The organism is Nonomuraea longispora (genome assembly GCF_004348345.1).
GTDB classification, from domain to species: Bacteria; Actinomycetota; Actinomycetes; order Streptosporangiales; family Streptosporangiaceae; genus Nonomuraea; species Nonomuraea longispora.
In genome coordinates this window covers 1-26,328 of sequence record NZ_SMJZ01000126.1, presented here as the reverse complement: position 1 = coordinate 26,328, position 26,328 = coordinate 1, and the positions used below count along the sequence as shown (strand labels likewise).

The window sequence follows — 26,328 nt, the reverse complement described above, 5'->3', positions numbered from 1 at the left end:
CGCGGTCATCCGCAGCCGGCTCAAGCAGATGCAGTACCGCCCCGACCTCCTGGACGCCTTCCTGGCACACACCGGCCTGATCACGGACCCGAGATCGACATGACACCCCGAACTTTCATCCTCTGTACGTGCCAATGCGACAAAGTTGCCGGCTTCTACTTTCAGAAGCCGGCAACTTCACTATTGGCACTCTCTGTCAGCGGACAGAGTTGTCAGCCAGCCACCCGAAGGTTCCGCTTGACCAGCTTAGGCATGGGCGCCATCGCCAGCCCCTGAGCACGGGCCATGCGGAACTTGACGTCCTCCAAGCAGAATTCCTCGTGGCAGGACCCATGGCCGCTGTCCCCGTCGCAGTGCCCTGCATGGCAGGGCTCCATGTGGCAGGGCTCGTGATGCCCGGAGCCGTGAGACGGCTCGTGATGGCACCGCCCCTTGTCGCAGGCTTCGTGCTCCCCATAGTGGGGAGATTCGACGTAGCACCCCTTGTCGCAGGCCTCACGGTACCCAGAGTGAGAAGACTCGACGTAGCACCCCTTGTCGCAGGCCTCACGGTACCCAGAGTGAGAAGACTCGACGTAGCACTGCCACTTGCCGCAGGGCTCGTGATAACCATGATCGTAAAAACATGGCTGGGGCTTGCTCGGCTTCTTGGTCGGCGTGACCGTCGGCGTCACGGTCGGCGTGACCGTCGGCGTGACCGTCGGCGTGACCGTCGGCGTGACCGTCGGCGTGACCGTCGGCGTGACCGTCGGCGTGACCGTCGGCGTGACCGTCGGCGTCACGGTCGGCGTGACCGTCGGCGTCACGGTCGGCGTCACGGTCGGCGTCACGGTCGGCGTCACGGTCGGCGTCACGGTCGGCGTCACGGTCGGCGTCACGGTCGGCGTCACGGTCGGCGTCACGGTCGGCGTCACGGTCGGCGTGACCGTCGGCGTGACCGTCGGCGTCACGGTCGGCGTGGGCGTCGGCCCTTCGCACTCGGCGATGTTGACGGTGTTGGTGTCGAGGCTGACCTGACCGTTACGGGCCAGCAGTCGGCCGTCGACGGTGGCGCCTGTGGTCGCCGAGATCGAAGCCAGGGCAAGAATGTTGCCGACGAAGGTGGAGTTCGTTCCCAAGGTCGCGGAGCTGCCCACTTGCCAGAAGACATTGCACGCTTGAGCACCGTTGATCAAGTTGATGTTACTGCCCGATGCGGTGATGAGCGTGGAAGAGATCTGGAAGATGAACACAGCATTGGGATCACCCTCGGCGTCGAGAGTGAGCGTTCCTGTCAGCCCGATTGAAGAGCTGGAGGCGTAAATGCCATGTGTGAGAGTCTGACCGCCGAGGTCGCCTGAAATACTAGTGGCCGGTGTGCGGCCGGCGGCATCGTTGTATGCGACCGTCAAGTCGGATTGCGCCTGAAGGGCTACAGCGTCGGCAGCGTGCTGCGCGCCCAATACGATGCCGGGCGGGAATCCGACGATCGCGGTACCCGGGCTCACTCCCAGATCCCCCGTAATGATACTGGGACCGGTGTTGGTGACCGTGGTCCCCGCCAGAACAGCGAAGGCGCCGGCTGTTCCCAGACCGACTGGGGCTACTTGAGCGGAGCTCTCGCGGGACTGCACGAGAAAGAATGCGACTAGGACCGGGATGAGTATCAAGGCCGCCGCCATACGGGAAAGCCCCGGCAGCCTTAGCAAGGCCTGTTTACAGGTTCTGTCCATTTAGCGAGTCGTTCTCCTTGCAGAAGGGCATCGGATACGCCCGGTTCTTGGTGTCCACAGAAAGCGAGACGTTCAACTGCGCGAGATACCGAACTGTCAGACTTGCCATCAGGCCGGTGATCTCGGAATCGCAAGAGCACCACCCCGCGACTTGGCACGCTAGTCGTAGAGGTAAGCAATAGTGAGCACCAACGCTTAAACAGAACATAAAGCTCGATCAATATTGGTTTGGCCTACACTCCGCATCCTAATGGGCGTTTGGGTAGGTTTGTCGACTTTGCCGGTTGCATTGAGCAAGTCACCACGACAGGCGAACGGGGACGACAGCCACAATTCCGTAGGCCTTGAGGCCGGACACGACTGGACAGCGCCTTCACCACCCACACCGATAAACATGATGTTATCGGCGCATATGCGGCGCACGTCACACTTCGCCCAGACAGACGTTTACTCGGCCAGGCGTGGCCGGAGGCCATCAACCGAGACGCTGTGTCACAAATCAGTGAACACAAAGTCGATCGACGAGTCCTGGCAAATCTTTACATTCATCCGGCCGGAGGGGAGATGATGAGCAGTATTCGCTGGTGCTATATCTGGAGCCGCATGCGCGGAGCCGCGGGCGTCCATCATTGCGTCGACAGCGCAAGGTGATGGGGTGATGCCACCACCCTCTCGATATCAACCGTCGAATCATTGGAGCTTTTATGCGTGATCGCTTTCAGTTCGACATGCTCGGTCGTGTGACCGCTTGGCGCATGAACATAATTGCGTACGGCGTCGCAGTAACGATCACACCTTTGGCCGCCTCTTGTGGCACAGACACAGACGTGACGCCACGTGCTGTAGCACCGTCCAAGACCGCGCAAGTAATCAGACCTGTATCCGTGTCAGCAGCAGAAGTAGCGCGCTTGCCGAAGGCGACAACTTTTACCCGATTGCGCGGAACACCTAAGGACTCGAATCACAACGACCCGGGATCTGGGGTTGTGACACATCCCACGGCACCACAGATTGTCTATGCCCAACCAGGTGGGCGACCACTGGCGATATTGCCGACCACTCAGATGGGAAGTGAGACCTGGGTTCCGGTGGTTGGGAAAGCGCCGGGATGGGTTCGTGTTCTGTTGCCGAGCCGGCCGAACAAGTCGACAGGATGGATCTACAGTGACGGCGGAGGGCTGCAGAATGCTTATAGCCCTTATCGGGTGGAAATCAGGTTGTCCGCTCACAGGCTCACCCTGTTCAAGGCCAATCACCGGCTCCGTTCATGGACAGTGGCCGTGGGGGCCTCGGCCACCCCCACTCCGACAGGACGGACGTTCCTGCTGGCAGCCCTGTCTCCGCCCAAGCCGACGTACACCCCACTAATTCTGCCGCTGGGCCTGCATTCGACTGCCCTTGACAACTTCGATGGCGGACCCAGCACGATCTCCTTGCACGGCTGGCCGGACGCCAGCGTGTTCGGTCGGCATATCAGCCATGGTTGTGTACGGGTTCCTGCAGCTGCACTGCGCGTGTTGTCCCGCATACCGCTCGGCAGTCCGGTCCTGATCACTGCTTGATCTTCACAACGACATGTGCTTGGACATCGCCTTTGCGACGGAAAACGCAGCCTTCCGAGCCAGCTAGGCATCTGAGCTCGATCATGCCGACCGGGGGAATGACAACCGGCCCTGCCGGCCTTCCACTTCGCAACAGCGACGGAATGGCCGGACAGGGCCGATCGGCGTAGAGGTTGACACCTCAAGATTGCTAGCAGATGTTCTGAACGCCCCCCGGGCCAACGGATCCCATGTTCTCTGGCGCAAGCAACGGTAGATTGATCTGCAAGAGCTGGTAGGTCATGGCATGGGCAGGCGGATCACAGGGGGCGATGGCGCGACTGGCGGAGGCAGCGCCCGCGCCCAGCATTGGCAGAGTCAGTACGGCGGTGGCAGCAGCCAGCGCGAACATGCGGGAAGCGAAACGCATGAGCAGTTGATTCCTTCCTACGATGGGGTCGCGACAACACTACTCACCTCAATGAGGCGACACCATGCTGAACATCCCAAGCAGAGCTAGAAACCGTTCAAGAACTTAGTGTGGAAATACTTATCGTCTTCCCATGCACCACAGCTCACCTTACCCCTTGGCCAAGGGTGTCAGATTTGTACAGGAGATATGGCAGCAACGCGGAATATGCCTGGCCAGAATGGACACGGACGGCTAGTACGACCGCCCGGAATCACCATGACACCCTTACGCATCGGCAGTAGGCGCCGCTGCGGTAAAAACCGCAGTTAGGCGCCTTACCAAATGCCCGATCGGCCAATATACGTCCTCGACGCGGCGGTGTCCGCCCATGCATTTTTCCAGCGATTACACGGTCGCCATATCCACGGCCGGGGTGTCGAGGGCACGGATGATGCGCTCGTACGATCCGGCATCGGGGGCCAGCGTCGGCAGGGCGAGGGCGGGACCGGCTTGGGTGCCAAAAGGCCACATCGGCGCTTCGCCCATCCCTTCCAGGCCGTGCTTCGCACGGAGAAGCGCTGCAACATGTTGGAGCCGCACTTCCGCGCGCAGCGCAACTGGCAGGGCGCGCGAAGCAGCTCTTCGTCTCCCGTCGGAGAACAACGGGGACACTCGCCGCAGAGAGTGTCCCTCTTGATCTTTCTTCTCTCCCCTGGTAGAAGCCGGTCGAGGGACCCCAGGGACGCTGGAGACCCTTCCGTCCCGAGAGTTTCCTACGCGGTGTGACATGACGACGCCGGGAGCAAGCGGATCTGCGATCAACTCGTGTTGCGGTCTGCCGGTTCGGCGCCATCCTCGGGAGGCTTCGGACCGGCGAACGAGCCCAGACCCGGGAGCGTGTAGATCACGCTTAGTGAGATTGCTTCGCACGTCGAGTACGACGGTCAGCGTGGCGGCCGACTGAGGCCTGCCCCAGGCCACATGCCCAGGCCCCGGGTAGCAACGAGCCACTGCACGGAGCGGAGCGCCCGTCGTACGACGGTTAGCGACTCCCGGAGAACGATCGCTGCCGGACGACGACCACGGGTGGGGTGCGTGACCACGGGACCCGGTAGTCGCTCACTTAGTCACTCTCCCCCGCCGAGCGCCCCTCAGCGGGGGAGAGTCTTCCCTGGTGGAGCCTAGGAGATTCGAACTCCTGACTTCCTGCTTGCAAAGCAGGCGCTCTGCCAACTGAGCTAAGGCCCCTTCGACGAAGATAGCTTACCGGGCCGACGACGCCACCTGCGTCGTACCGCGGTCGTCGCTCAACACCAGGCTCGGAAAGTCTGCGATCGAGTCGAGGAGGTGGGTGGCCCCGCCCTTCAGGAGGCGTTCCCGGCTGTGGACGCCCGTGAGGAGGCCCGCCACGATCGACGCTCCGGCTCGTACGCCGCACAGCATGTCGTTCTCCGAGTCGCCGATCACCGCCACGTGCCGTACGTCCGCCACCCCCGTGCGGAGGACCGCGTGCAGCACCATGTCGGGCCAGGGACGGCCGCGCCCGCCGGCGTCTTCTGGGGAGATGGCCAGGTCGAGCTTGTCGTCCCATTCGAGCGCGCTGAGGACGCGGCTCAGCGTGACGCGGCTGAAGCCGGTGATCAAGGCCAGTTTGATGCCGTTGCCGCGGAGTTTGTCGAGGACTTCCATGACTCCGGGCATGGGCGTCAGACCCGCCCGCTCCAACGCGCCCTCATAGGAGCGTTCGAACGTCAGGTTGGCCGCCTGGGCCTGGGCTTCGTTGCCAGGGAAGATCCCGCGGAAGACATCGATCGTGGGACATCCCCGGGACCGGTGCACGTGAACCATGGCACGTGCGTAAGCCCCGGTCCCGGGCACTATGCCCTGGGTCGCGATCGCCTCGGCAAAGGCGCGCTCGACCATGGCGATGTCACCGACTGTGGTGCCTGCCAGGTCCAGGCACACCAGCTTGATGGGGACGATGTCACTCATCGCCTCGCCGGTCGGTTAGTTCTCGCTGCCGGTCGCCTCTGTCCAGAGATCAAGCTCTGCGCGGTCGGCCTGCACCTTGCGCCAGATCAGCAACCCCCCAAGAGCGATCAGCGCCAGAACGAGCAGCTTCTTCACGGTGTGACCCCACTTCTTCGACGGTCTCACCTGCCGGGGTGAGACCCAACGGTTGGCAAGCAGCCTAGCAAGGGATGGCTGCGCTCCCTGTGTTGCGGATGTGTGGAATGTGCGATGGACGAGTGTTCAACCCCAGCCGGGGTCCGGATATTGCCCCCATCTCGGACGAACGTCTGACAACCATCTATCAGCAGCCCTCATGGGCAACAGCTCGATCATGCCAAATATCCGGCGAGGATGCGCGAAGCGTCCGTGCCGGACGTCGGCTCGTGCTCGTGGAGGAGGCCGGTGGGCCTGATCCTGGTGAACCCTGTGCCCTGAAGGAGCGTAACCCGAGGTGGGCGAGGTTGCCAGCCGTCTACAAGGTGAGGAGTGCGGGTGCACGTACAGAGCTCTGCGCGGTCCGGGTGCGCCTGCGGAGCCAGGCTTCCGCCGTACGGCTGTTCGGCTCAGGACGAACATGCCCTCCCCGGCTTCGCGGAAATACCGTAGGGGGGTACGGTGATCGAAGCGTCCGCGCACGACCTGAGGAGATCGCCATGACCAATGCCACCTACACCGTCACCGGCATGACCTGCGGCCACTGCGTCAGCTCCGTCAAGGAGGAGGTCGGCGAGGTGGTGGGGGTCACGTCCGTCGAGGTCGACCTGGCGACAGGCCTGCTGACGGTCGGAAGCGACGGTCCCGTCGACTCGGCGCTGGTCGCCGCGGCCGTGAAGGAGGCCGGCTACGCGGTGACCGGCCCGGCATGACGGCCCCCCACGCAACCTGCGTGACGCGCGCGTACCGGCCGGTCGGCGAGCCGGCGCGCAGGTGTTCGAGCCGCAGCGGGGACCGGTGCTGGGCTACGGCGCGATCGCGGAGGACGCCGTTCCGCTGCCCCAGCGACGGTCACGGATGTCGGCGGCTCCAGAATCCACGGGCCCGATCCCCTGACATCTCGGGGTCGTCGGGCGAGGTCGGCTGTCGCACGATCACGATGGTAGTGCGGGCGTGTCGGGCGCAGTACATGCTGGTCGAGGGCATGAAGATGCGGCTGAACAGGCCGCGTCTCCCTCGCCCCAGCACCAGCAGGTCGCCTTCGCGGGCCAGATCCACGAGGTGGTAGCCCGGGTCGCCGACCCGGCCGATCACCGCCGTCGTGAGATCTTCGGGCACTCCGCCCGCGACGTCGTCGAACACGCCGTTGATCACTTCGGAGCAGCGCGCTTCCTCGCCCGCTCTGATGGCGTGCTGCACGGGCAGCGCCTCAGGGAACGGGTGCACGGGCGCCCGGCTGACGTGCACGGCGACCAGGACCATCCGGTGCAGCCTGGCCGCGCCGATGGCCCAGGCGAGCGCCCAGCGCGATGACGGCGACTCGTCGACTCCGACGATCAGCCTCGCACCGGCGGGCAGTTCCTGTTCCACGGTGCCTCCTGTCAAGAGTACGACCATAGTGCGCCTTCCCGTCGGTTACCGGGAGGTGGCATTTTGCAGGCTTGGCGTCGTCACGTGGAAATGCAGACGTCTTTCAGACCAGCTTCAGCAGGCCGCCGTACAGGATGTCCCGTTCGTCCTCCGACAGGATCCGGTACGGCTGCGCCGCCCGCACGTTGGTCCCCGCCTCGATCCTGGCGCGCAGCGGCCCGTCGGCCAGGGCGACGATCTCGGGCGCGGTCAGGCGCTCCGCCTGCCAGGCCGCGGCGTGCGCGTCGGCGCGGTGGTGGCGCAGCGCGGCGATGCGGTTGAACAGCAGGACCCCCGGCGAGGTCCCCTCCGGCTCGTACGGCGGCGCGACCACCTCCAGCGCGCCGCCCGGCTCGCGTTCGGCCCCGTCGAGCACCCGGCCCGCCAGGTGCTCCAGGGCGGCCAGGTCGTGCCCGGCCCAGACGCGGCCGGCCGCGGCGGCGTGCAGGTCGTACAGCCTGTGGATGAACGCCAGTCCGGCGTCCGTCGGCCGGAGCAGGCCGCCGGGGTCCTCGGTCATGGAGCCTTCGCGCAGGTGGTCGTCGAGTTCGCGGAGGGCGAAGCGCAGGTCGACGAGCAGGCCGGGGGTCAGGTTCGACGACTCGGCCAGGTCGCCGACCGATCGGAGCGCCTCCGCGTGCAGGCTTACGTGGGCCGCGTCGATGACCGGGGCGATCGTCGCCGCATATTCCGACAGATCATGAAATTTCGGCATCAGGTGAATTATGCCGGTGTGTGTGGATCGAGGAGTGCCGCGCGGACCACCCGTACCCCATGGAATGCTAAACGTATGGCCGCGCCGCTCCGCCTCGCCCGCACCACGGTGTTCGCCGTGGTCTGCCTGGGCCTCGGTGCGGCGGCTCACGTGCTCGGCGGCGCGTCCGTGCCGGCCCCCTCGATGGCGGGCGGGCTGGCGGTGGCGTTCGCGGCGGCGTACGCGGCGGCCGGGCGCGAGCGCTCGTTCGCGGTGATCCTGCCGCTGCTCACCGCGCTGCAGGTCTTCCTGCACGTACTGTTCTCGTTGTCGCACGCGGCCACGCCGCACGAGATGGCCGGCCACATCCATTCCGGGCTGGTGCCCGGCCTCGGCATGCTCGTCGCCCACGCTTGGGCGGTCGCCATGACCGCGCTGTGGCTGGCGCGCGGCGAGGCCGCGCTCTGGTCGCTGCTGCGACGCCTGGTCATACGGCTGCTGGTCATCTGGCTGCCGCTGCTCACGACTCCTTTCTCCACACCCCTGTGGACGGCGGAGCCGCGCGTGCTCCGTCCGGCACTGCTGCGCCACGTGGTCAGCAGGAGAGGCCCACCGCGGGTTGTCACCGCCTGACCTCCTGGTCACGGCGAGACGGTTCCTCCCTACAGACAACCCACGCCCGGCAAGGCCTGCTCCGGCATGCCGGGCGGAGAAAGGCCATGCCCGTGTTCTCTCGTCATGCCCTCGTGCTCGCCGCCGCCGTGGTGGCGCTGGCCGGCTGCGGCGGCGGCTCGACCACCGCGACCGCTCCCGCCGCCACGACCGCCGCCGCGGCGGCGCCGTCCTCGCCGGCGGCCACGGGGCTCACCATCACCGACCCCTGGGTGAAAACCGTCAAGAAGGGGATGACCGCGGCCTTCGGGACGCTGGTCAACAACGGCGACACCGACGTCACCATCGTGTCCGGCACGTCGCCGCTGTCGCCCACCATCGAGCTGCACGAGGTCGTCGACTCCGGCGGCAAGATGGTCATGCGGCCGAAGGAGGGCGGGTTCGTGGTGCCCGCGCGCGGCACGCACCAGCTCCAGCCCGGGGGCGACCACATCATGCTGATGGGCGTCACCGAAGAGGTGAAGCCCGGGGCGAAGGTGCCGTTCACGCTCAAGGTGAAGGGCGGGCAGCCTCTCGAGTTCAGCGCCGTCGGCAAGGACTTCGCCGGCGGCGAGGAGGACTACCAGCCGGGGCACGAGTGATCAGCCGCAGAGGGCTGCTGGCCGGGGGCGCCGCCACCGCGGCCGGCGCCTTCGCCCGCCACGAGACCTCGCCGCCCACCCATGCCGAGCGGGCGAGGGTGGAGCCGTTCCACGGCCCGCACCAGGCGGGCGTCGCGACGCCGCCGCAGGTGCACGCCGTGTTCGTCGGGTTCGACCTGCGCGAGGGCATCGGCGGGGAGGCCGTCGTACGGCTGATGCACCTGCTCACCGACGACGCCGCCCGCCTCACGCAGGGCCGGCCGGCCCTGGCCGACACCGAGCCCGAACTCGCCGCGAACCCGGCCGGGCTGACGGTCACGTTCGGGTTCGGGGAAGGGCTGTTCGAGGCGGCGAAGGTGGATTCACCGATACGGCCGCTGCCCGCGTTCGAGACGGACAAGCTGGACAAACGGTGGAGCGGCGGTGACCTGCTCGTTCAGGTGTGCGCCGACGACGGTCTGACCGTCGCGCACGCCGTACGGATGCTCGTCAAGGACGCCCGGTCGTTCGCCCGCGTGCGCTGGACCCAGCGCGGTTTCCGCGGCGGGACCAAGGGGCCGACGCAGCGCAACCTGATGGGTCAGGTCGACGGCACCGTGAACCCGACCGACCTGGACCAGGCCGTCTGGATCGACGCTGACGGGATGCGCGGCGGCACCACGATGGTGTTGCGCAGGATCCGCATGCACCTGGAGACGTGGGACGCTGCCGACCGCGTGGCCAGGGAGTTCACCATCGGCCGGCGGCTCGACACCGGCGCTCCTCTGACGGGCCGGGCCGAGCGCGACGATCCCGACTTCGAGCGGAAGAACCACCTGGGCTTCCCGGTCATCTCCGAGTACGCCCACATCAGGCGGGCCCACGTGACGGATCCGGCGCAGCGCATCCTGCGGCGGCCGTACAACTACGACGAGGGTTTGACCGAGGACGGCGAGTCGGACTCCGGGCTGCTGTTCGCCTCCTTCCAGGCGGACATCGCGCGGCAGTTCGTGCCCATCCAGCGGCGGCTGGCCGAGGGTGACCTGCTCAACGAGTGGGTCACCGCGATCGGCTCGGCTGTCTTCGCCATCCCGCCGGGTTGCGCGCCCGGCGGCTGGATCGGGGAGGGGTTGCTCGGCTAACCGTATCGGCCGGTGGAGGCGAGGCGCAGGGCGGCGGCGAGTGCGTCGCTCTCGTCCGGCCCCAGCGTGGCGGCCGTGGTCGTCCGCGACGAGGAGCACGTCCGGGTGCGCGGCCGGCAGCTCAGGCGGCCGGCGGCCGGCGGCCGGCTGACCGAGGACTGACAGCGGAAAGTACCCATATGGCTGCTTAACGTTACAATAGTGACATGACCGAGCAGGACAGCCCCGGACGTGAGCGGGTCCTCGCCTGGGTCGAGCGGGTGGCGGCGTTCGTCTCCGAGGAGTGGGGGCTCGCACCCATCAGCGGCCGCATCCTGGGCTGGCTCATGGTGTGCGAGCCGCCGGAGCAGACCGCGTCCGACATCGCCGAGGCCATCGGGGCGAGCCGGGCGTCGCTGACGACCAACCTGCACCTGCTGACGTCCCACAGGCTCATCCGCCGGTTCCGCAAGACCGGGGAGCGCAACGTCTTCTACACGATCGAGGACGACGCCTGGGGCAAGATCGTCCAGCAGAAGCTGGCGATCTTCTCCGCTTTCGACGAGCTGGCCGCGGAGGGCATGCGGCTCGGCTGGCGCGACCTGGCGCGGACGGCGCGCATCCGCGCCGCCAGGAGATCCATCGCCGAGGTGCTCCACCAGGTGGAGGCGAGAGCCGAGTGAACAGCTCGATCCCAAGGCTGTGGATAATCGGCCCTTCCTGTGGATAACGCTGCCACCTCGTGGTCCTTGGCCGGGCTCGCAGGCGGCAGAGTCCTACCACGACCTCTGTCTGTCACGTCGCCGGAAACGGGTCCGACGATCCGCCAAGCATGCCGTACGACCTGGCATTATCACCCAATGCAATGGTTCGTCACCCTCTGGGTCGGGCGTATAACAACCTGGTATCGCCTCCCTGAAATGGGCTGACAGGAGCTTCGTCCACACCGCACGGGCATGTGCACAGCCTGTGGACAACCTGTCAACGCGGAGCGGTCACCCGGCGGGGTGCGCGGGCCCTTCCCGCCGCTCACCCCGCCGCGCTCACATGCCGGCACGCCCCTGACAAGGCACGTTGCCCCCGAGCGGGATCACCCTGACGGACGCCCCGGGGCACGTGGAGCAGCCGGCGTGCAACCAGGGCGGCATGCTGATGACGCCGCGGTACCGCCAGATGATGAACTCGCTGCCGAAGTCCGCGTGGTGCCGGGCTTCGTAGGTGTCCTGCCAGATGGTGCGGCAGTTCTGGCATTGGAATGACCAGGTTTCGACAGAGGACTCGGTTTCGCGCACGAGGAAATCGCCTCCTGGGATCAGCGCGTAAGACGGGCAGGATGTGCTCCCGCCGGCCTAGATGCGCCAGACGCCCAGGTGGGTGAGCCGGTCGACGCCCGTACGCCAGCGCGTGACGAGTTTCGGTCGCGGCGGCTTGAACCGGGCGCGCGGAGGCCCGTGATCGCGACCGGGGAAGGGGAGAGGCGCCAGAATCCCGCCGCCGGCGCACCGGCCGCCGGCGGGCTTGCCCGCATGCCGCTTGAACGCCGAACGCCGCGGCGGGCACGAGTCGTCCCGCCCGTCACCGTGGTCGACGTGGACGGACTCCCCGTGGCCGAACGACGCGGCGTGCGCCGGCTGCCACGGCATGGGCCACACGCCCACGCACAGCACGAGCCCGACCAGAAGGGTCAACCACCGCTTCCGTCCGGGCCGCTCGATCGTGCGTGAGCCGGAGACCACACGTGAACGCTACAATACTCTATGTCATCAACCGACTACTTAGAGGTGATATCTCCGTCTATAGCAGGACGTACGGCCTTGGTCGGCCGCGAGGAGTCGGCCCGGTAGACCGAGACGGCGTAAGGACGCGAAGCGTCCCGTTCCACCCGCTCGGCCACCTTCGTGACCGTAGGGTTCCCGTCGACGAACCCGTGCAGCCGCTCCGCCTCCGGCCACGGATGCACAAGGACCAGCACGCCCCCGGGCGCCAGCAACGCGCGCAACCGCTCCGACGCCCTGCGCAACCTGTCGCCGCGGCCGATGTAGTAGAGGGTCTCCGCGCAGAACACGAGGTCGTACGGCTCCCGCTCCTCGTGGCGGAGCAGGTCGGCGTGGACGAACCGCACCCGCCCGCCGTCGCCGCCCGCGCGCTCCCTCGCCCGCGCCAGCGCCCGCTCCGACACGTCCAGCCCCGTGATCACGGCGTCCGGCCAGAGCGCCGCCAGCGTCTGCGTGAAGACGCCCTCCGCACACCCCACCTCCAGGATGCGCGCGTACGTCCCCTCCGGCAGCTCGTCGAGCGTCACCCGGTACTTGCGCCGCTCGTACGCGTCCGTGGCCAGCGACCATGGGTCGGGCCGCCGATGCCACCAGTCGAAGTACCGGTGCAGCACCTTCCCCTGAGCCCGCGGGCCGAGGAGGGAGACGGTGCGGAAAAGGGTGCGATGCAGCAGCTCGGGGATTCTGGACAACGGGGACGCCACCGGACCTTTCTGGCAGTGATCGTGTCCCGAACCTACGAGCGCCGCCACCGGCATGTCATGGCGCTGTGGGGGGATCGTAGGATCTAGCTCCGCCGTAGGGGGTGACCAGTCCGGTCTGGAACGCGTACACCGCCGCCTGCGTACGATCGCGCACCCCGATCTTCGTCAGGATATTGCTGACGTGGGTCTTCACGGTCTGCTCCGCGATGACGAGGTTGTCGGCGATCTCGGTGTTGGACAGGCCGTGCGCGATGAGCGTGAGGATCTCACTCTCGCGCGGGGTCAGCGGGCCGGGGCTCCCCCCGGTGTACGGCCGTGGCGGCCCGAACCGGGCGAAGGCGCTGATCAGCCGCCGGGTGACGGACGGCGCCAGCATGGCGTCCCCGTTCGCGACGACGCGTACGGCCTCGCCCAGTTCGCGTGCCGTGGCCTTCTTCAGCAGGAAGCCGCTGGCACCGGCGCGCAGCGCCTCGTAGACGTACTCGTCCAGGTCGAACGTGGTCAGCATCAGCACCTTCGTGCGCCCGGCAAGGCGGCGGGTGGCCTCCAGTCCGTCGGTTCCCGGCATGCGCACGTCCATCAGCACGACGTCGGGCTCCAGCGCGGCGGCCTTGTCCAGCGCGTCGTCACCGTCGACGGCCTCGCCCACCACCTCGATGTCGGGCTGGGCGTTCAGCAGGACGACGAACGCCTCACGCACCATCGACTGGTCGTCGGCGATCAGCACCCGGATGCTCACCTGACCTCCCTCCCGCCGAGCGGCAGCCGTACCGTCACCGTGTAGCCCCCGTCCTGCCGCACGCCCGCCGCCAGCTCCCCGGCCAGCATGGACACGCGCTCGCGCATGCCGAGCAGGCCGTGTCCCGGGCGTTCGGACGGTGGAGGCGGGTTGGGTGGCGGGTCGTTGTCGACGCGGATGTGAAGATCGCCAGGCTTGTACGTCACCTCGACGCCGACCCGTGCACCCGGCGCGTGCTGCAGCGCGTTGCTCAGCGCCTCCTGCACGATCCGGTACGCCGACAGCTCCACCCCCGGCGGGAGCGCCCTGCGTTCGCCGTCGACGCGCATGGTCACCGGCGTGCCCGCGGCCCGAAGCCGGCCGACCAGCTCGCCCAACCGGTCCAGGGTCGGCTGCGGGCTCGCCTCGTCCGTGCCGTTCCTCAGCAGGTCGAGGATGCGGTGAAGCTCGGTGAGCGCCTCCACCGCGCTCGACCGGATCGTGGCGAAACTCCGCGCCAGCTCCGGCGGAGGATCGGACACCCGGTAGGGAGCCGCCTCGGCCTGCACCGCGACGACCGACATGTGGTGGGCCACCACGTCGTGCAGCTCCCGCGCGATCCTGGCGCGCTCCTCCAGCAGCACGGACCTGGTCTGCTCCGCCAGCGCCTTCCGGTCCGCGAGGGCCACCCGGCGCAGCGCGTCACGATGCCCGCCGAGCGCGCCCACGGTGATCAGCACCATGCCGGACAACAACGACATGTCCATCAGGCTCACCAGCGCCGGCTCGCCCGGCAGCCCCGCCCCCAGAACGATCCCGGCCGCCAGCGTCCCGAGCCACATCTCGGCCAGCATCACGTGCGGTGCCCCGAATCCCACCAGACCCAGCACGGCCACGTGGGCCACCAGCACCGGCGCCGGCCACACCATCCCGTCCAGCTCGGCCTGGGACGTCACGGTCGCCACCACGGCCGCGGTCAGCGACAACCACCACGCCGCCCTGGGCCGGAAGCGGGCCACCACCAGCGCGATCGCCGTCGCCAGCCCCAGGGTGCCGGCCGTCACGTTGCGTACGCCGTAGTCGTCGAGCAGGGTGTGCCAGACGATCGCGGCCAGCACCACCCCCAGAGCGCCCACCAGCGACAGGGCCAGCGCCGAGCGGAGCGGCAGGGCGAGCCCCGCGCCTTCCGCGTCGAACGCCAGGACCCACCGCGCGCCATCTCTCACCCGGTCACTCACCCGATCTCCCTGCCTCGCGCACCGACCCCTCTCCGATCAGTCTGTGTCAAGCGCGTACGCCGTGCCGGATGGAAATCCACCGGTGGCGGGGAATCCATTCGTGAGTTCTGCTGACCGGTCTGATGACAATTCAGATGTGGAGTTTGTCAATGGACGTGGTGCGGGCAAGGATACTGAAGGGATCCATCCGACGAAGGGGCAGCTGTGAAACGACGCCCGGTCATGGTGAAGGTGGAAGAGACCCCGTTGCGGGTCGGTGCGGTGACGGCGTCCAACTCCGCGGGAAACTGACACGCGGCATTTCAACCGCGGAACGTCAAGGAGCGCCGGCTGCTCCACCCGGCACCATTTCACCGCCGCATTTGCCAGACCGGAGCAGCCCGCCTCCTTTCCAGCCGTACGCGCGGCCTCGACCAGGGCGGTGCCAATCCTCGTACGCACCACGCCGGGGTCCACGGCGAGATGCTCCAGGGCGACGAAGCTCCTCGGCCGCGCGAGCACGTCGCCGGAACGCTCGTGGAGGGTCGCCGTGGCATAACCGACGGCCTCGTCCGACGAACGGGCGATGAACGCGAGCGCATTCTCCCGCTCCAGAAAGGCCGCGCCAGCAGCGCGGCATCGGCCTGGTGGACGAGATCGCCGCCGCCGTCAGGTCCCTCCACGGACGGTCCTGACCGGGAGTTTCCACCACGCGGCAAAAGTCTTTCCCTTGATCCCCCAGATGTTTAAATTTGAACATGTCAACGTGATGCCCGGTCACGCACATGCGAGAACACCCGACGTACGAACATCAAGGAGGAAGCCGTGCCCACGATGAAGCGTGCCGCCAGGCTGGCACTCGGCGCGACGGCCGGCGTGGCGCTGGCCCTGTCCGGCACCGTCCCAGCCTCGGCCGGCACGTGGGAGCTGAAGCACTCCCACCAGAAGATCTGCGTGCAGGCCGGTTACAACCACAGCACTTACCTCATCGCCGCGGTGGTCGGACGCTGGTCGACGACCATCCAGATGGGGATGAAGAACCTGCCCCCGGGTGCTACCCACGAAAGTGCGCCGATCCCGCCTGGATCCAACTACACCGACCCCGAGGACGGGTCCACGACGATCAACGGCTGGATCTTCCTGACCTTCCCCCCATCGTCGGCCAAGGTGTACGAGTCGCGGTTAACGGCCTCGGACGGTACACGAACCGAGTCCATCCCCGTCACCATCAGCGTCAAGGAGTGGTGCTAGCCATGACCGGCGCCAGGTGATCCTGGCGGAGCAGGCGGGGAGTGTCCGGAACCGGTACGCGCCACGAACCGGGCACTCCCCACCTCCCGGACAATAGAGGCATGGCAGACGACAGAACCCGGTGGGAACTGCGCGTGGAGATGTACGCCACCGAGGAGCAGGCTCGGGACATCGAGGAGCAGGTGCAGCGGCTGCTCTGCCCCGATCCCGACCACCGGCCGCCCTGCCCGATTCCCTGGTCCGCCGACCTCTACGAGGCCGAAGGCGAAGACGCGGCCGGCCTGGAGCAGCAGTACCTGATCGAACACGGCGGTGACTCCCCCGGCTGAGACGGGCCCGGCCGCCTGAAGGTCTCAGTCCCGACCGCCGCCGAAGCTGATCTCGTTGCCCTCCGCGTCGCGGTAGGTCACCTTGGTCACGCCACCGTCGTACGTCTCGCGCCCGGCGGCCTCGATGCCGCGCCGGGCGATCTCGGCGACCCGCTCGTCCAGGTCGTCGACGAACGACATCAGCAGGGCGTTCCCCGCCCGCTCCGGGTCCTGAATGATGTAGACGTAGCGGTTGTCGGCCAGTTCCCACACCGCCTCGATGTCGTTCGGGAAGAACGCGGGAGGCCCGCCGAACAGCCGCTCGTACCACGGCAACGCCGACGCGTAGTCGGTGACGGGAATGCCGGCGAAGAGGTCTCGCGCCATGTCGTCCTCCACGTGCGTGGTCGATGGGTCACTCGTACTGACTTCCGCAACGCCGGGAACTCATCGGCACGCCATGGAAAGACCCTGTCCCCAGGCAGGCCGCCCGTTCGTCACCTGGACATGAGCGACAACCTTTCCGGCCTTCCGCGCGGGCGGCACGGCCGCACCGACACGGCCTCCACACCGAGAGCCGGGGGTGAGACACCTCGATGAACGTGGTCCTGTGGATCGTGCAGGTGCTCCTGGCCGCCTTGTACGTCATGTCCGGCCTGGCGAAGCTCACCAGGCCGAAGGACAAGCTGGTCGGCAAGTATCCGTGGATGGAGACGTTCTCCCAGGGGGCGGTGCGGTTCATCGGCGTGATGGAGGTGCTCGGGGCGGCCGGGCTGATCCTTCCCGCCGCCACCGGGATCGTTCCCGTCTTGACGCCGATCGCCGCGGCCGGATTCACGGTGATGATGATCGTGGCGGCCGCCGTGCATGTCCGCCGCAGGGAGCCGTCCGGGCTGGCGGTCACCGTCATTCTCCTCGCCCTCACCGCGCTCGTCGTCTGGGGCCGGTTCGGCCCCTACGCCGTATGACCCACCCGCCTCAGAAGGAGAGCACATGTCCGTCATCACCACGGTGGAACGCAACAAGGAGACGCTCCGCCGCTTCCACGACGCCGTCAGCACCGGCGACGAAGAGATCATCTCCAGGACGATCGACGAGGTCGTCCAGCCGGATGTGCAGATTCGCACGCCGCTGCCGATCGAGACGAAGGGGACGTCGGCGATGAAAGAGGTGCTCGCGGTGCTGCACCGGGCCTTCCCCGACCTCCACGTCGAGATCGAGGACGTGATCGCGGAAGGCGACAAGGTCGTCACCAGGAACACGGTGACCGGGACGCACCGGGGCGAGTACATGGGCGTGCCGCCGACCGGCAGGTTCATCACGTACAAGGAAATCCTCATCGCCCGTTTCACCGACGGGCGGGTCGCCGAGACCTGGGCGGTCGTCGACGTCATGTCACAGATGCGGCAGCTCGGCGTGCTCAAGGGACCGAACGCCTGACGAGGCGTTCACACCGATGCTCGCGCCCCTGCTCGGCCGGCGAGCCGTCGACCGAGCAGGAGCCGCGGGGCAGGCTCTCACCGCGCACAAGACGCTGAACACCAATCCTGCCTTGTCGGCTCCGCGTGACCTGGTGGCTGCGCCACTACACTCTCGTCCATGATCGAGCTGGATGACGGTGCGCGGCTGCGCACCTGGACCGCGGGCTCTCCGGGCCCGCGGAGACACCCGGTGGTCATGGTGCACGGCGGTCCAGGCGTCCCCGACTATCTCGCCCCGGTCGCGGGCATGATCGACGATCTGTGCCTGGTCCACCGCTACGACCAGCGCGGCACCGGCGGGTCGTCCTGGGAGGGGCAGCACACGATCGCTCGCCACGTCGACGACCTGGCGTCGCTGCTCGACGCGTGGGGACACGACCGGGTTGTGCTGGTGGGGCATTCGTTCGGAACCAACATGGCCGGCTACTTCCTGCTGGCCCATCCCGAGCGCGTGGCCGGGCTGATCCAGCTCGCCGGGCCCTTCCTGGATCCGTGGCGAAAGGCCTACCGAGCAGCACAGCGGGCACGACTCACTGACGAGCAGCAGACCAGGCTCGACGAACTCGATGCGATCGAAACGCGTACGGACACCGAGGAGGTCGAGTACCTCACGCTGTCGTGGCTCACCGACCACGCCGACCGAGCTCGGGCATGCGAGTGGGCGCTGGCATCAGCGCGTACGCTGCGGCCCATCAACTACACGATGAACGCCCAGCTCAACGCGGCGGCCAAAGCCGACCCGCTCGAATCACACGTGGACGACCTTCGCGAGCGCCTGCCGCCCGGCTCCGTGATCATCGGCGGGGCCGGTGACAGCCGCCCCGCCGATGCCCTGCGACGCCTCGGAACACGCCTCGGCTGCGAGGTCATCATCGTCCCGAACGCCGGGCACTTTCCCTGGCTGGAAGCACCGGACCAGTTCGGTGTGGCGTTCCGCGCCGCAGTGGAGAGGCAGACCCGAAGGGCTGGCTGAGGAGTCAACGGCGGCCCGAACGCCCTTGTGAGCCCAGCGTCCGAGGATCGGAAAAGGCCACTTCCGAGCTCCGGAAATGGCCTGTGAACTGGGTGGGGCTACCAGGACTTGTACCTGGGACCTCTTCCTTATCAGGCAAATCGAACACATGTACGGATCATGACGAGAGTGCCTGTGACCTGCATTCGACTGTCCATCAACGTCCATCGACGTCTGTGATCAACCTTGGTCGTTGTCACGCAGTTGGACACTCAGGCTGTAACACTGGGGGCATCTGACCTGCCCCGACCGTCCGCCGCGCCCCCAAATGTTGCAGCGCAATCGTGCGAAGCACGTAGGAGACGCGCGAAGCGCCTTTCATGCTGTTACTCAACTCGTACCCGAAGACCGACAACTGCGTCGAAGTGGCCGCCAACGACCCCGCGGCCGTCTTGGTACGGGACTCCAAGAACAGGGGTGGAGCGGTCCTACGGTTCGAGCCGGAGGAGTGGGCCTACTTTCTGGAGGAGATCAAACGCTGAGCCCTTGGGATACGCGGCTTGCGGCCCACGGCCGTCGACGGCGTCCGCGAGGCTCGCAGCCAGGTCTCCGTCGTCTGTAGAGTGCGCAAATGACAAGAAGCGAGCGACTCGCGGAGCAGTTGGACTGGCACTGGCGCAAGAACCTGCGGTCGCGGCTGGACGGTCTTACCGATGAGGAGTACTTCTGGGAGCCGGTGCGCGGCTGCTGGAGCATCCGCCCACGTGGCACGTCGGCCGCACCGATGTCGGCAGGTTCGGGGGAGTGGACGGTGGACTTCGCGTCTCCTGACCCGGTGCCGGCGCCGGTGACCACGATTGCCTGGCGGCTGGCGCACATCATCGTCTCCTGCTTGGGCTATCGGGCCGGATGGTACTTCGGCGGCCAGGACGTGGACTTCCAGACATTCGCCTACGCGGGGACCGCTGACGAGGCGCTGAAACAGCTCGATGAGGTGTATGGGAGATGGAACGCGGGGGTCCGCGAACTCTCGGACGCCGACCTGGACAATCCGCCCACGGTGGGTCCCGAGCGGTTTCCCATGGAGAACAGGGTCCTGCACGTCAACAGGGAGCTGATCCATCACGGCGCCGAGATTTCCCTGCTGCGCGACCTCTACCGCTGGCAGGACGGAGCCGTACCGCGCCGAATATGACTTTTCGGTAACCGGCGATCGAGCTTCGGAACCCTACGTGGACTCCGTGACGCTCCGTGGCTGCTGCCGCCGCCGCAAGGCTTCACGATCTTTACCGCCCTTCTACCTGCATGTTCGAAGTTGGCGAAGCTTCACCACTGATAGATGCGCGCGTAACCCTCCGCCGGGGACACCGGGGACAGGGTGTCCCCGGCACTGTCCCCGCAGACTCATAACGTTTTCCCTGGTCAGAGCATGAACGGGGACAGGGGGGACACCGGGGACACGTAGTGTCCCTAGCGGGTCTCTCGGGGTGTTGGAGCCCGATGTAGATCATTTAGGACTACCAGCAACTGCTTGGCCAACGCTCGTTCGAGTCGCTGGAACGCGTCGAGCGGGATCGACGCGTTCCGCTGTATCTGAACGACGCCGCGACGGCCGGAAGGCTCGAACATGTCGCCAACGACGCCGTACGGCTCGCAGTCGCCCACCGCGTAGATCACTGCGCCCCGGCGAAGACGTGGACAGGATGCGAGCGCTTGCGGGATGCAGCTCGGACAGGTAGGCGGTGCGTTGGTGTAACCAGCGGTTCCCGGCTTCCCGCTGGGATCGTCGGCCAGCAGCCACGATATGCGCCCGCTGACGGGATCAACGGCGCTCGCGCCGCACACCTGACATAGCCGGTGCAGCATGCACCGGCGCTGCCTGAGCGTGTTGACGAGCTTCCATTCCGGGCGGCCGTGAGCCGAGAGACCCTGTCGCGCCCACAGCACGCCGTACATCCAATCCTGCGGCTGCGGGTCTGCGTAGGTGAGTCTGAGCCCGGCGGCCTCATCGGACCATGCGAACCCAAGCGGATGCGGCACCGTCTCCTCAGACCAGGCCGTGATGTACGGCACGCGAAGGCTTGTGGTCATGGCAGTGCTTCCCTACGGAGTCGGTCAGCGCACGCCCTTGATGCGCTATTACGTAATAGCGTAAAGGTGCAGAAGCGCTATAGCGACAGAATCATGGGAGAGTGCACGTTGATCCGAACTCGTTCACGCCGCTGTACGTCCAGGTGGCCGACGCCCTACGCGCCCAGATCGAAGACGGCGCGCTCCGCCCTGGAACCAAGCTCAAGAACGAGGACGCTTTGGCGGACGAGTTCGGCACCGGCAAGGCAACCATCCGTCAGGCTTTGCGGCTACTGCGCACCGAGGGTCTCATCGACACGGAGAACCGCCGAGGCAGCACCGTCCGCACACCACCGGCGCTCGCGTTGGTGAGCCTGGAGAAGCCCGCCAGGATCAGGGCCCGGATGCCGACCGCCAAGGAGCGTGCCGTGCTGGGCCTGCCCGAGGGCGAGCCGGTTCTCGTGGTGACCTACGCCGATGGCCACGTCGAAATACTGGCACGCTCAGAGATCGACGCAGGTCCCGCACTCGGCAGGGAGTGATTACCTGAGCGCGTCCGCCAGCTCGAACATGCTGGTCACGATGAGATCCGCCCCGGCCATGGCAAGCCGCCCAACCTTCCCCGGCTTGTTCGCGTAGCCCACAGCGACCACCCCGGCCAGCTTGGACGCTTCGACATCCGTAACCGAGTCCCCAACCAGTAGGGACGCCGACGGATCTACCCCGAAGCGGCTAACCGCCTGGTCAAGCAAGTGCGGGTTCGGCTTCATCAGCGAAGGGTCCACCGCTGAGCGTGCCGAGAGGTAGTCGATCTGTTCGGCAAGCCCCTCTCGATCCAGGAAGGCCCCGACTGCAGACGCAGAGTTGTTGCTGACGATCGCGATCAGCATTCCCCAAGCACGCGCTCTCGCTAGAAGTTCCACAGCGCCGTGGGTCAGCCGTGCCGTACCAGCCGCTTCTACCTCCAGGCGCGTGAGGGCGCTCAGTCCCAGTTCGTTTAGATCCTCACCGAGACCGCCACTGAAGCGGAAGACCTCCAAGGGATCGTCCGTGGCCTGCACTTCGGGTGGCAGTGCAGCGCCGGCGCCTTCAAGTGTGGCCCTGAGTCGAGCTGCCACTGTAGGTGCCGGTAGTCCGGCGAAGATGTCGCAGACCGGTCCGTCGAAGTCCAGGAGCAGGCACTGAGCCTTGCTCATGACAGCCTGCACGGCTTCCGCCCCCGATAGCGCCATCACGACACCTCGCGCGCCACGCTGGCCCAGCAGGCGTCAAACCACGCTGACGACTGCTGGACGAACTGGGCAGACGTGGAGTCTGGACCGTCGCTAAGCGCGAAGTGAAACAGCTCGGTGTCCTTGCCCATCAGGTCATACATCACGACCGGCGACCCGCCTAGTGCCACGGTGTGTTCGGCTACGGCGTAGTAGCCGAAGAACGCCTCTTCTCCGTTGATGACGTACATCTTGAAACGCGGCGGTTCTCCGGAGATCCGAACCTCCGCCGACGCCTGCGCGACCAAGCCGAGATCGCGCAACTCGTGGACGGACTCCACGATGGCCTGCGCATGTCGAGATGTGATCTTTTCGGCACGTTGTCTGAACAGCGGCTCATCCTGCCCGTTGTCCACCCGACAGGGGAGTGACCATGGACGATCTGTGTCCGGCAGGATCAGTCGGATCGAGATGCGCTCAGGTGTCAGACGCCCGGCGCGGATGCTGTCGAGCGCTTCCTGAATCGCCCCGTGCAAGGTCTCCCCTGAAAACCCGGCGAAGTCGATGGTGACCTCAGGTCGCTTGAACGCTTGCTCGATGTGGGGGCGCAAGCCAACGGGGCGGGCTGTCTTCTCTCGGACGAACACGCCGCTGCCCTGGCGGGACACGATCAGGCCCTCATCCCGGAGTTCCCGGACGGCCTGCTGGATCGTTTGCCGCGCCACGCCGAAGGTCTGGGCGAGTTCCGGCCCTGAGGGGAGCTTCTCTCCCGGCGCGAACTTCCTGGTAAGGATGGCCGCTCTGAGCTGCGAGGCCACCTGGAGATAGGGCGGACGTGGATCGTCCGGATCGAGTCTCATGCCCTCAATCGTAGCGGCACCTGAACAGCATTTCTAGCCAAGTTGGCCATGCCACTTGACATGACTAGCCAGGCCATTCAACATGTTGCTTGTACGACCTGCCTAGACAAGTTGGTCAGGCGGGACGGATGCCGGGCAACAGGGCCGCATAGCTGGTCATGTCGCCCTCCGCACAGCCGGAAGACCTGGGAAGGCGGCCATCAGGCCGCACGCCGACGGGCTGTCGCACATGCCACTCAGACAACTGAATGGGTCACCGCCTCCCAGACCTGAAAAGGCGCCCCGACCAGGCAATGGGACCTGGTCACCTTTCTTCCCATCACCCGTCAAGGGAGTTCGTCACCATGAACACCGCCACCACTGACGAACGTCAGAGCGCGAGCACCACCAACCCGACCCGCTACATGTGGCTGATCACCGTGCAGTGGCCGCAGGGCGGCGGCTTCGGCAGCGCCACCTTCTCCAGCACGGCGGACATCCCCGCAGGGGCCTCTCGCATGGACGTCTACATGCAGATCTGCGAGATCGCCAAGGAGAAGACCGGCGCTCACTCGCTCAACGTCATGTTCTTCGCGCTGGAGCCCGACCAGCTCAACGGCTAGGCGCTCCTTCAACCCGCATCATCCGCGCACGTTGCGCGCCAGGGACGGCCCCTCGCCTGCCAAGACACGGTGCCGTCCCCGGCCCTCCCATCTCAGAGAGGTGTTCTCATCATGCTCTACCGGTCCAAGTACGCCGGTATCTCCTGGATCAACTCCGAGCCCATCGACGCTTGGGGAGTCCAGTGGACGTGCGGCATCTGCGAGGGCGCGGAGGAGTCCGCGCCTGGCTACGAACCGCCGTCCCCGCCCGTCTGCCACACCTGCGCCTGGCTCTGCCTGATCGACGCCCTGTCCGCGCTGGGGGTGGCCCTGTGACCACCACCGCTGACCCGTTCCCCGCCTTGTTCGGCGGAAGCCAACCGCTCAACTTGCTGGCCGACCTGCTCAAGCAGGATCCGGCCTGCCAGCTCGAAGACGCGGACCTGTTCACCAGTCCCGAGGGTGAGGAGCCCGACCAGGCACGGCAGGACCGCGAGGCCCTGGCCAAGGCCATCTGCGCGCGATGCCCCGCCCGCGCAGCGTGCCTCGACTACGCCCTGACTATCCGACCACGCGACGGCGTGTGGGCCGGTTACACCGCTGACGAGATCAACGCCCTGACCCGCATCTTCGCCCGGATCGACCTCCCGAAAGAGGTGGCCTGATGGCCCGCTTCCGCTGCCTCGACTGCGGCCAGCGCTCCGCAAATGTCATCGGCTGCCCGCGCTGTGGCACCACCGCCGGACGCCACTCCCAGCACTGCCCGGTACACGGCGCGACCTGCCGCCCCGCCCCCGGCTGCCGTTCCTGCCGGACCGTCCACCGCTCCCACCTCGATCACTAAGGAGGAACCTTCCATGCTCACGTTCCTGACCTACGCCGGAACCTTCATCGGCGGCCTGCTGACCTGCGACCTGATCCGCATCGCTCAGGAGCGCTACCGGCTCCACCAGGTGGCGCGGCTCATGGTCCGCCGCGCCGAACCGGTGGACGTGGTCATCAGTTGCTGGTCTGCCGACCCGGCCAACTTCTGTGACCGGCCCGGTTGCCCGCGCTGCTGGGGAGGGTGGGGCCGCTCATGAGCCGCATCCGCGCCCGCTTCTGGGATCCCACCGGCGACCGGCACGGCATCCCCACCTACCCCTGGCAGATGGCCCCGCCGCACCTGCTCACCCTGCGCCAGCTCGCCACCCGCAAGCTCCGGCCCGGCGGTCAGGGCGTCCAGGCACAGATCCTGTGGGCGTCCAGGCGGCACGGTGCGCCCGGCGTCCGTGCGGCCTACCTGTACGACGTGCGGTTCGCGCTCCCGAAGCGCATCCCGACGTCGGCACAGCTCGCCGCGCTGGCCAAGGCCACCGCCGCCCGCCGCACCTGCCCCGAGTGCAAGCAGGACGCCGGATACGTGCTGCCCCGCCATCTCGGAACCTGCCTCGACTGCGCACAGGAGCGTGCCGCATGACCCCGTCCGAGATCCGCGCCAAGCTGCGCGCCCTGGCCGACCACATCGACACCGAACTGAACGACGAGCACCGCGACAGCCAGTACGTCCTGGAGCGCGTGCTCGAAGACCTGACCGACCTCATCGCCGACCTGCCCGAGGAGGGCTGACCCGTGACCACGCTCAACCCTGACCCGGCCCCCGAGCCAACCCCGGAGGAGGTGGCGCGCGGACTGGCCGAACTGGAGCAGCACGTAGCCAGCCAGGCCACCACCCCGGCCATCCCCACCGGCACGCGGAGCACGCCCGCCGCGCCGACCGGCGAGACCAAGCGCGTGCAGCAGCTTCGCGCCGAAGTCGCCGAAGCGCACCTGCTGGCCGACCTCCAGGACGACGACGCCCCGCTGCTGCTGGACACGCCCAAGGTGCGCAAGCGCCGCAAGGCTGCACAGCAGGCCGCCCGCCTGCACACGCTGGCCCAAGACCCCGAGATGCGCGCCTGGCAGGCCGCCCGCATGCGGCGGCTGCTGGTCACCGCCGCCCTGGTGTCGCTGACGCTCGCGCTGGCCTGGTCCACCGCCGGCGTCCAGAAGTTCGCCGCCGAAGGCGCCCCGCCCTGGTCACCCTCGTGGGTGTTCGCCTGGCTGGTCGAACCGTTCCTGTCCCTGGCCCTGCTCGTGGTCGTGGGCGCCCGCGCCTACATGGGCACCCACGGCCAACCGATCGAGTCACGCACGCTGGTGCGGATCGAGTGGCTGTTCCTGGCACTCACGCTCGGTATGAACGCCTGGCCCTACCTGCCCTGGGCACTGCCGGACGGCGTCGACTTCTCCCTGTCCCGGCTCGTGCTGCACATCCTGGGACCCATCGTGGCCGTGGCCATCGTCACCGCCCTGCCCATCATCCTGGCCGCCTTCTCCGACCTGGACCACCACCCCGCCAGTACCCCTACCGGCCCTCCGTACAGGCCGAACACCACCGCCCCGGACGCGCTTACCGCCCGCGCCCGGCACCTCATCGCCACCGGTGAGCTACCCGCCAACGCCGGTGCCGACAAGATCCGCCGCGCCCTGGGGTGCGGCATGGACACCGCCCGCGCCGTCCGTGACGCCCTGCGCACCGACACCACCACCTGAGGAGAAACCCGCCATGTTCACCATCGCTCTCATCGCCAGCCTGATCTGCCTGGCCGTCCCCCTGTCCATCTACATCCGCATGGTCATCACCGCCCCGCGCACCCGGGCCAAGATCCACGCCCACATGTCGGCCTACCGCCGCCACCACGAAACGACAGACGCCCGATGAACCAGCGCACGCCCGAGCACACCGCCATCAACAAGCAGGGCACGGCCCCCAGTCGCCAAACCGAAGCCGTGCCCTGCCACCCCGCAACCTGCAACGAGCACGAGGTGCACACATCATGACCCACCACCCGTACGAGCCGACCGGTGACCCCGCCGACCCGACCCCGGAC

General features: G+C 67.1%; 38 protein-coding genes and 1 tRNA gene. 23 read left to right on the top strand and 16 right to left on the bottom strand.

The window, feature by feature from the left end; translation table 11 throughout:
- Window positions 1-212: 212 nt before the first annotated feature.
- A complete protein-coding gene (locus tag E1267_RS28340) occupies window positions 213-1,661 on the bottom strand; it encodes an ice-binding family protein (RefSeq protein WP_181957852.1) in 1,449 nt (482 codons plus the stop codon).
- A 755-nt stretch (window positions 1,662-2,416) separates the two neighbouring features.
- Here E1267_RS28340 and E1267_RS47705 point away from each other — a divergent pair.
- A complete protein-coding gene (locus tag E1267_RS47705) occupies window positions 2,417-3,274 on the top strand; it encodes a L,D-transpeptidase (RefSeq protein WP_342774898.1) in 858 nt (285 codons plus the stop codon).
- A gap of 1,563 nt (window positions 3,275-4,837) precedes the next feature.
- Here E1267_RS47705 and E1267_RS28330 read toward each other — a convergent pair.
- From E1267_RS28330 to E1267_RS45825, 3 genes are all read right to left on the bottom strand, one after another.
- Window positions 4,838-4,913, bottom strand: a tRNA-Ala gene (locus E1267_RS28330).
- A gap of 15 nt (window positions 4,914-4,928) precedes the next feature.
- A complete protein-coding gene (locus E1267_RS28325) occupies window positions 4,929-5,657 on the bottom strand; it encodes an HAD-IA family hydrolase (RefSeq protein ID WP_132336732.1) in 729 nt (242 codons plus the stop codon).
- A 15-nt stretch (window positions 5,658-5,672) separates the two neighbouring features.
- Window positions 5,673-5,792 (bottom strand): DLW-39 family protein, encoded by a 120-nt coding sequence (locus tag E1267_RS45825; protein ID WP_020542320.1) that lies wholly within the window; start codon window positions 5,790-5,792, stop codon window positions 5,673-5,675.
- Between the two features lie 539 nt (window positions 5,793-6,331).
- Here E1267_RS45825 and E1267_RS28320 point away from each other — a divergent pair.
- Window positions 6,332-6,544, top strand: coding sequence for a heavy-metal-associated domain-containing protein (locus E1267_RS28320; protein WP_132336730.1), 213 nt, complete (start codon window positions 6,332-6,334; stop codon window positions 6,542-6,544).
- 139 nt (window positions 6,545-6,683) lie between these two features.
- Here the strand turns inward: E1267_RS28320 and E1267_RS28315 are convergent, their stop codons facing one another.
- Together E1267_RS28315 and E1267_RS28310 are read right to left on the bottom strand one after the other, a co-directional pair.
- A complete protein-coding gene (locus E1267_RS28315) occupies window positions 6,684-7,202 on the bottom strand; it encodes a universal stress protein (RefSeq protein WP_161714868.1) in 519 nt (172 codons plus the stop codon).
- Between the two features lie 103 nt (window positions 7,203-7,305).
- A complete protein-coding gene (locus tag E1267_RS28310; RefSeq protein ID WP_132336726.1) occupies window positions 7,306-7,956 on the bottom strand; it encodes a hypothetical protein in 651 nt (216 codons plus the stop codon).
- Between the two features lie 75 nt (window positions 7,957-8,031).
- On the opposite strand from E1267_RS28310, the gene E1267_RS28305 reads away from it, so the two are divergent.
- The 5 genes from E1267_RS28305 (at window position 8,032) to E1267_RS28290 (ending at window position 10,971) form a co-directional block, all read left to right on the top strand.
- Entirely contained in the window at window positions 8,032-8,568 is a 537-nt protein-coding gene (locus tag E1267_RS28305) for an MFS transporter (RefSeq protein ID WP_246064313.1), read from the top strand.
- 86 nt (window positions 8,569-8,654) lie between these two features.
- Window positions 8,655-9,188: a copper chaperone PCu(A)C gene (locus E1267_RS28300; protein WP_132336722.1), complete on the top strand. Its 534-nt coding sequence runs from the start codon at window positions 8,655-8,657 to the stop codon at window positions 9,186-9,188.
- The gene (locus E1267_RS28295) at window positions 9,185-10,309 is read left to right on the top strand and encodes a Dyp-type peroxidase (RefSeq protein WP_220449714.1); all 1,125 of its coding nucleotides are present in this window, start codon (window positions 9,185-9,187) and stop codon (window positions 10,307-10,309) included. Before E1267_RS28300 ends, E1267_RS28295 begins: the two co-directional genes overlap by 4 nt.
- 12 nt (window positions 10,310-10,321) lie before the next feature.
- Window positions 10,322-10,471: a hypothetical protein gene (locus tag E1267_RS44670; protein ID WP_165959834.1), complete on the top strand. Its 150-nt coding sequence runs from the start codon at window positions 10,322-10,324 to the stop codon at window positions 10,469-10,471.
- Between the two features lie 44 nt (window positions 10,472-10,515).
- Entirely contained in the window at window positions 10,516-10,971 is a 456-nt protein-coding gene (locus E1267_RS28290; RefSeq protein WP_132336720.1) for a GbsR/MarR family transcriptional regulator, read from the top strand.
- Between the two features lie 360 nt (window positions 10,972-11,331).
- Here E1267_RS28290 and E1267_RS28285 read toward each other — a convergent pair whose 3' ends face one another.
- From E1267_RS28285 to E1267_RS48040, 6 genes are all read right to left on the bottom strand, one after another.
- Window positions 11,332-11,580, bottom strand: coding sequence for a hypothetical protein (locus E1267_RS28285; RefSeq protein ID WP_132336718.1), 249 nt, complete (start codon window positions 11,578-11,580; stop codon window positions 11,332-11,334).
- 57 nt (window positions 11,581-11,637) lie between these two features.
- Window positions 11,638-11,976 (bottom strand): hypothetical protein, encoded by a 339-nt coding sequence (locus E1267_RS28280; RefSeq protein ID WP_132336716.1) that lies wholly within the window; start codon window positions 11,974-11,976, stop codon window positions 11,638-11,640.
- An 83-nt stretch (window positions 11,977-12,059) separates the two neighbouring features.
- Window positions 12,060-12,767: a class I SAM-dependent methyltransferase gene (locus E1267_RS28275; RefSeq protein WP_165959833.1), complete on the bottom strand. Its 708-nt coding sequence runs from the start codon at window positions 12,765-12,767 to the stop codon at window positions 12,060-12,062.
- A 55-nt stretch (window positions 12,768-12,822) separates the two neighbouring features.
- On the bottom strand, window positions 12,823-13,506 hold the full coding sequence (locus tag E1267_RS28270; RefSeq protein WP_132336712.1) for a response regulator: 684 nt from the start codon (window positions 13,504-13,506) through the stop codon (window positions 12,823-12,825).
- Window positions 13,503-14,723: a sensor histidine kinase gene (locus E1267_RS28265; protein WP_220449713.1), complete on the bottom strand. Its 1,221-nt coding sequence runs from the start codon at window positions 14,721-14,723 to the stop codon at window positions 13,503-13,505. The genes E1267_RS28270 and E1267_RS28265 overlap by 4 nt, the downstream gene beginning before the upstream one ends.
- A gap of 36 nt (window positions 14,724-14,759) precedes the next feature.
- On the bottom strand, window positions 14,760-15,317 hold the full coding sequence (locus tag E1267_RS48040) for a GNAT family N-acetyltransferase (RefSeq protein WP_132336736.1): 558 nt from the start codon (window positions 15,315-15,317) through the stop codon (window positions 14,760-14,762).
- A 219-nt stretch (window positions 15,318-15,536) separates the two neighbouring features.
- On the opposite strand from E1267_RS48040, the gene E1267_RS28255 reads away from it, so the two are divergent.
- Both E1267_RS28255 and E1267_RS28250 read left to right on the top strand, forming a co-directional pair.
- Window positions 15,537-15,953: a DUF5980 family protein gene (locus tag E1267_RS28255; protein WP_246064316.1), complete on the top strand. Its 417-nt coding sequence runs from the start codon at window positions 15,537-15,539 to the stop codon at window positions 15,951-15,953.
- A 101-nt stretch (window positions 15,954-16,054) separates the two neighbouring features.
- A complete protein-coding gene (locus E1267_RS28250; RefSeq protein ID WP_132336708.1) occupies window positions 16,055-16,282 on the top strand; it encodes a hypothetical protein in 228 nt (75 codons plus the stop codon).
- A 24-nt stretch (window positions 16,283-16,306) separates the two neighbouring features.
- On the opposite strand, the gene E1267_RS28245 is transcribed toward E1267_RS28250, so the two are convergent.
- Window positions 16,307-16,648 carry a VOC family protein gene (locus E1267_RS28245; RefSeq protein ID WP_132336706.1) on the bottom strand — a complete coding sequence of 114 codons (342 nt, stop codon included), beginning with the start codon at window positions 16,646-16,648 and terminating at the stop codon, window positions 16,307-16,309.
- 209 nt (window positions 16,649-16,857) lie between these two features.
- Here E1267_RS28245 and E1267_RS28240 point away from each other — a divergent pair, with 209 nt between their 5' ends.
- The 5 genes from E1267_RS28240 (at window position 16,858) to E1267_RS28220 (ending at window position 19,889) form a co-directional block, all read left to right on the top strand.
- Window positions 16,858-17,229, top strand: coding sequence for a DoxX family protein (locus E1267_RS28240; RefSeq protein WP_132336704.1), 372 nt, complete (start codon window positions 16,858-16,860; stop codon window positions 17,227-17,229).
- Between the two features lie 25 nt (window positions 17,230-17,254).
- The gene (locus E1267_RS28235) at window positions 17,255-17,701 is read left to right on the top strand and encodes an ester cyclase (protein WP_132336702.1); all 447 of its coding nucleotides are present in this window, start codon (window positions 17,255-17,257) and stop codon (window positions 17,699-17,701) included.
- 159 nt (window positions 17,702-17,860) lie between these two features.
- Entirely contained in the window at window positions 17,861-18,715 is an 855-nt protein-coding gene (locus E1267_RS28230; RefSeq protein ID WP_132336700.1) for an alpha/beta fold hydrolase, read from the top strand.
- A gap of 359 nt (window positions 18,716-19,074) precedes the next feature.
- Window positions 19,075-19,236 carry a DUF397 domain-containing protein gene (locus E1267_RS28225; protein ID WP_132336698.1) on the top strand — a complete coding sequence of 54 codons (162 nt, stop codon included), beginning with the start codon at window positions 19,075-19,077 and terminating at the stop codon, window positions 19,234-19,236.
- An 89-nt stretch (window positions 19,237-19,325) separates the two neighbouring features.
- Window positions 19,326-19,889 (top strand): DinB family protein, encoded by a 564-nt coding sequence (locus tag E1267_RS28220; RefSeq protein ID WP_132336696.1) that lies wholly within the window; start codon window positions 19,326-19,328, stop codon window positions 19,887-19,889.
- A gap of 275 nt (window positions 19,890-20,164) precedes the next feature.
- Here the strand turns inward: E1267_RS28220 and E1267_RS28215 are convergent, their stop codons facing one another.
- Window positions 20,165-20,785, bottom strand: a complete 621-nt coding sequence (locus E1267_RS28215) for a hypothetical protein (protein ID WP_132336694.1) — start codon at window positions 20,783-20,785, stop codon at window positions 20,165-20,167.
- 101 nt (window positions 20,786-20,886) lie between these two features.
- On the opposite strand from E1267_RS28215, the gene E1267_RS28210 reads away from it, so the two are divergent.
- On the top strand, window positions 20,887-21,306 hold the full coding sequence (locus E1267_RS28210) for a GntR family transcriptional regulator (RefSeq protein ID WP_132336692.1): 420 nt from the start codon (window positions 20,887-20,889) through the stop codon (window positions 21,304-21,306).
- On the opposite strand, the gene E1267_RS28205 is transcribed toward E1267_RS28210, so the two are convergent.
- Together E1267_RS28205 and E1267_RS28200 are read right to left on the bottom strand one after the other, a co-directional pair.
- Window positions 21,307-21,996: an HAD family hydrolase gene (locus tag E1267_RS28205; protein WP_132336690.1), complete on the bottom strand. Its 690-nt coding sequence runs from the start codon at window positions 21,994-21,996 to the stop codon at window positions 21,307-21,309.
- Window positions 21,996-22,835, bottom strand: coding sequence for a GntR family transcriptional regulator (locus tag E1267_RS28200; protein ID WP_132336688.1), 840 nt, complete (start codon window positions 22,833-22,835; stop codon window positions 21,996-21,998). The genes E1267_RS28205 and E1267_RS28200 overlap by 1 nt, the downstream gene beginning before the upstream one ends.
- Window positions 22,836-23,179: 344 nt before the next feature.
- Here E1267_RS28200 and E1267_RS44665 point away from each other — a divergent pair, with 344 nt between their 5' ends.
- From E1267_RS44665 to E1267_RS44645, 8 genes are all read left to right on the top strand, one after another.
- Window positions 23,180-23,437: a hypothetical protein gene (locus E1267_RS44665; RefSeq protein ID WP_165959832.1), complete on the top strand. Its 258-nt coding sequence runs from the start codon at window positions 23,180-23,182 to the stop codon at window positions 23,435-23,437.
- 111 nt (window positions 23,438-23,548) lie between these two features.
- Window positions 23,549-23,752 carry a hypothetical protein gene (locus tag E1267_RS44660; protein ID WP_165959831.1) on the top strand — a complete coding sequence of 68 codons (204 nt, stop codon included), beginning with the start codon at window positions 23,549-23,551 and terminating at the stop codon, window positions 23,750-23,752.
- Window positions 23,749-24,081, top strand: coding sequence for a WhiB family transcriptional regulator (locus E1267_RS44655; RefSeq protein ID WP_165959830.1), 333 nt, complete (start codon window positions 23,749-23,751; stop codon window positions 24,079-24,081). The genes E1267_RS44660 and E1267_RS44655 overlap by 4 nt, the downstream gene beginning before the upstream one ends.
- Window positions 24,082-24,273: 192 nt before the next feature.
- Entirely contained in the window at window positions 24,274-24,498 is a 225-nt protein-coding gene (locus tag E1267_RS28190; RefSeq protein ID WP_132336684.1) for a hypothetical protein, read from the top strand.
- A complete protein-coding gene (locus tag E1267_RS28185; RefSeq protein WP_132336682.1) occupies window positions 24,495-24,875 on the top strand; it encodes an RRQRL motif-containing zinc-binding protein in 381 nt (126 codons plus the stop codon). The genes E1267_RS28190 and E1267_RS28185 overlap by 4 nt, the downstream gene beginning before the upstream one ends.
- Window positions 24,872-25,024 carry a hypothetical protein gene (locus E1267_RS44650; RefSeq protein WP_165959829.1) on the top strand — a complete coding sequence of 51 codons (153 nt, stop codon included), beginning with the start codon at window positions 24,872-24,874 and terminating at the stop codon, window positions 25,022-25,024. Before E1267_RS28185 ends, E1267_RS44650 begins: the two co-directional genes overlap by 4 nt.
- Before the next feature lie 3 nt (window positions 25,025-25,027).
- The gene (locus tag E1267_RS28180; RefSeq protein ID WP_132336680.1) at window positions 25,028-25,990 is read left to right on the top strand and encodes a hypothetical protein; all 963 of its coding nucleotides are present in this window, start codon (window positions 25,028-25,030) and stop codon (window positions 25,988-25,990) included.
- A gap of 13 nt (window positions 25,991-26,003) precedes the next feature.
- Window positions 26,004-26,159, top strand: a complete 156-nt coding sequence (locus E1267_RS44645) for a hypothetical protein (protein WP_165959828.1) — start codon at window positions 26,004-26,006, stop codon at window positions 26,157-26,159.
- The last annotated feature ends 169 nt before the right edge of the window (window positions 26,160-26,328 follow it).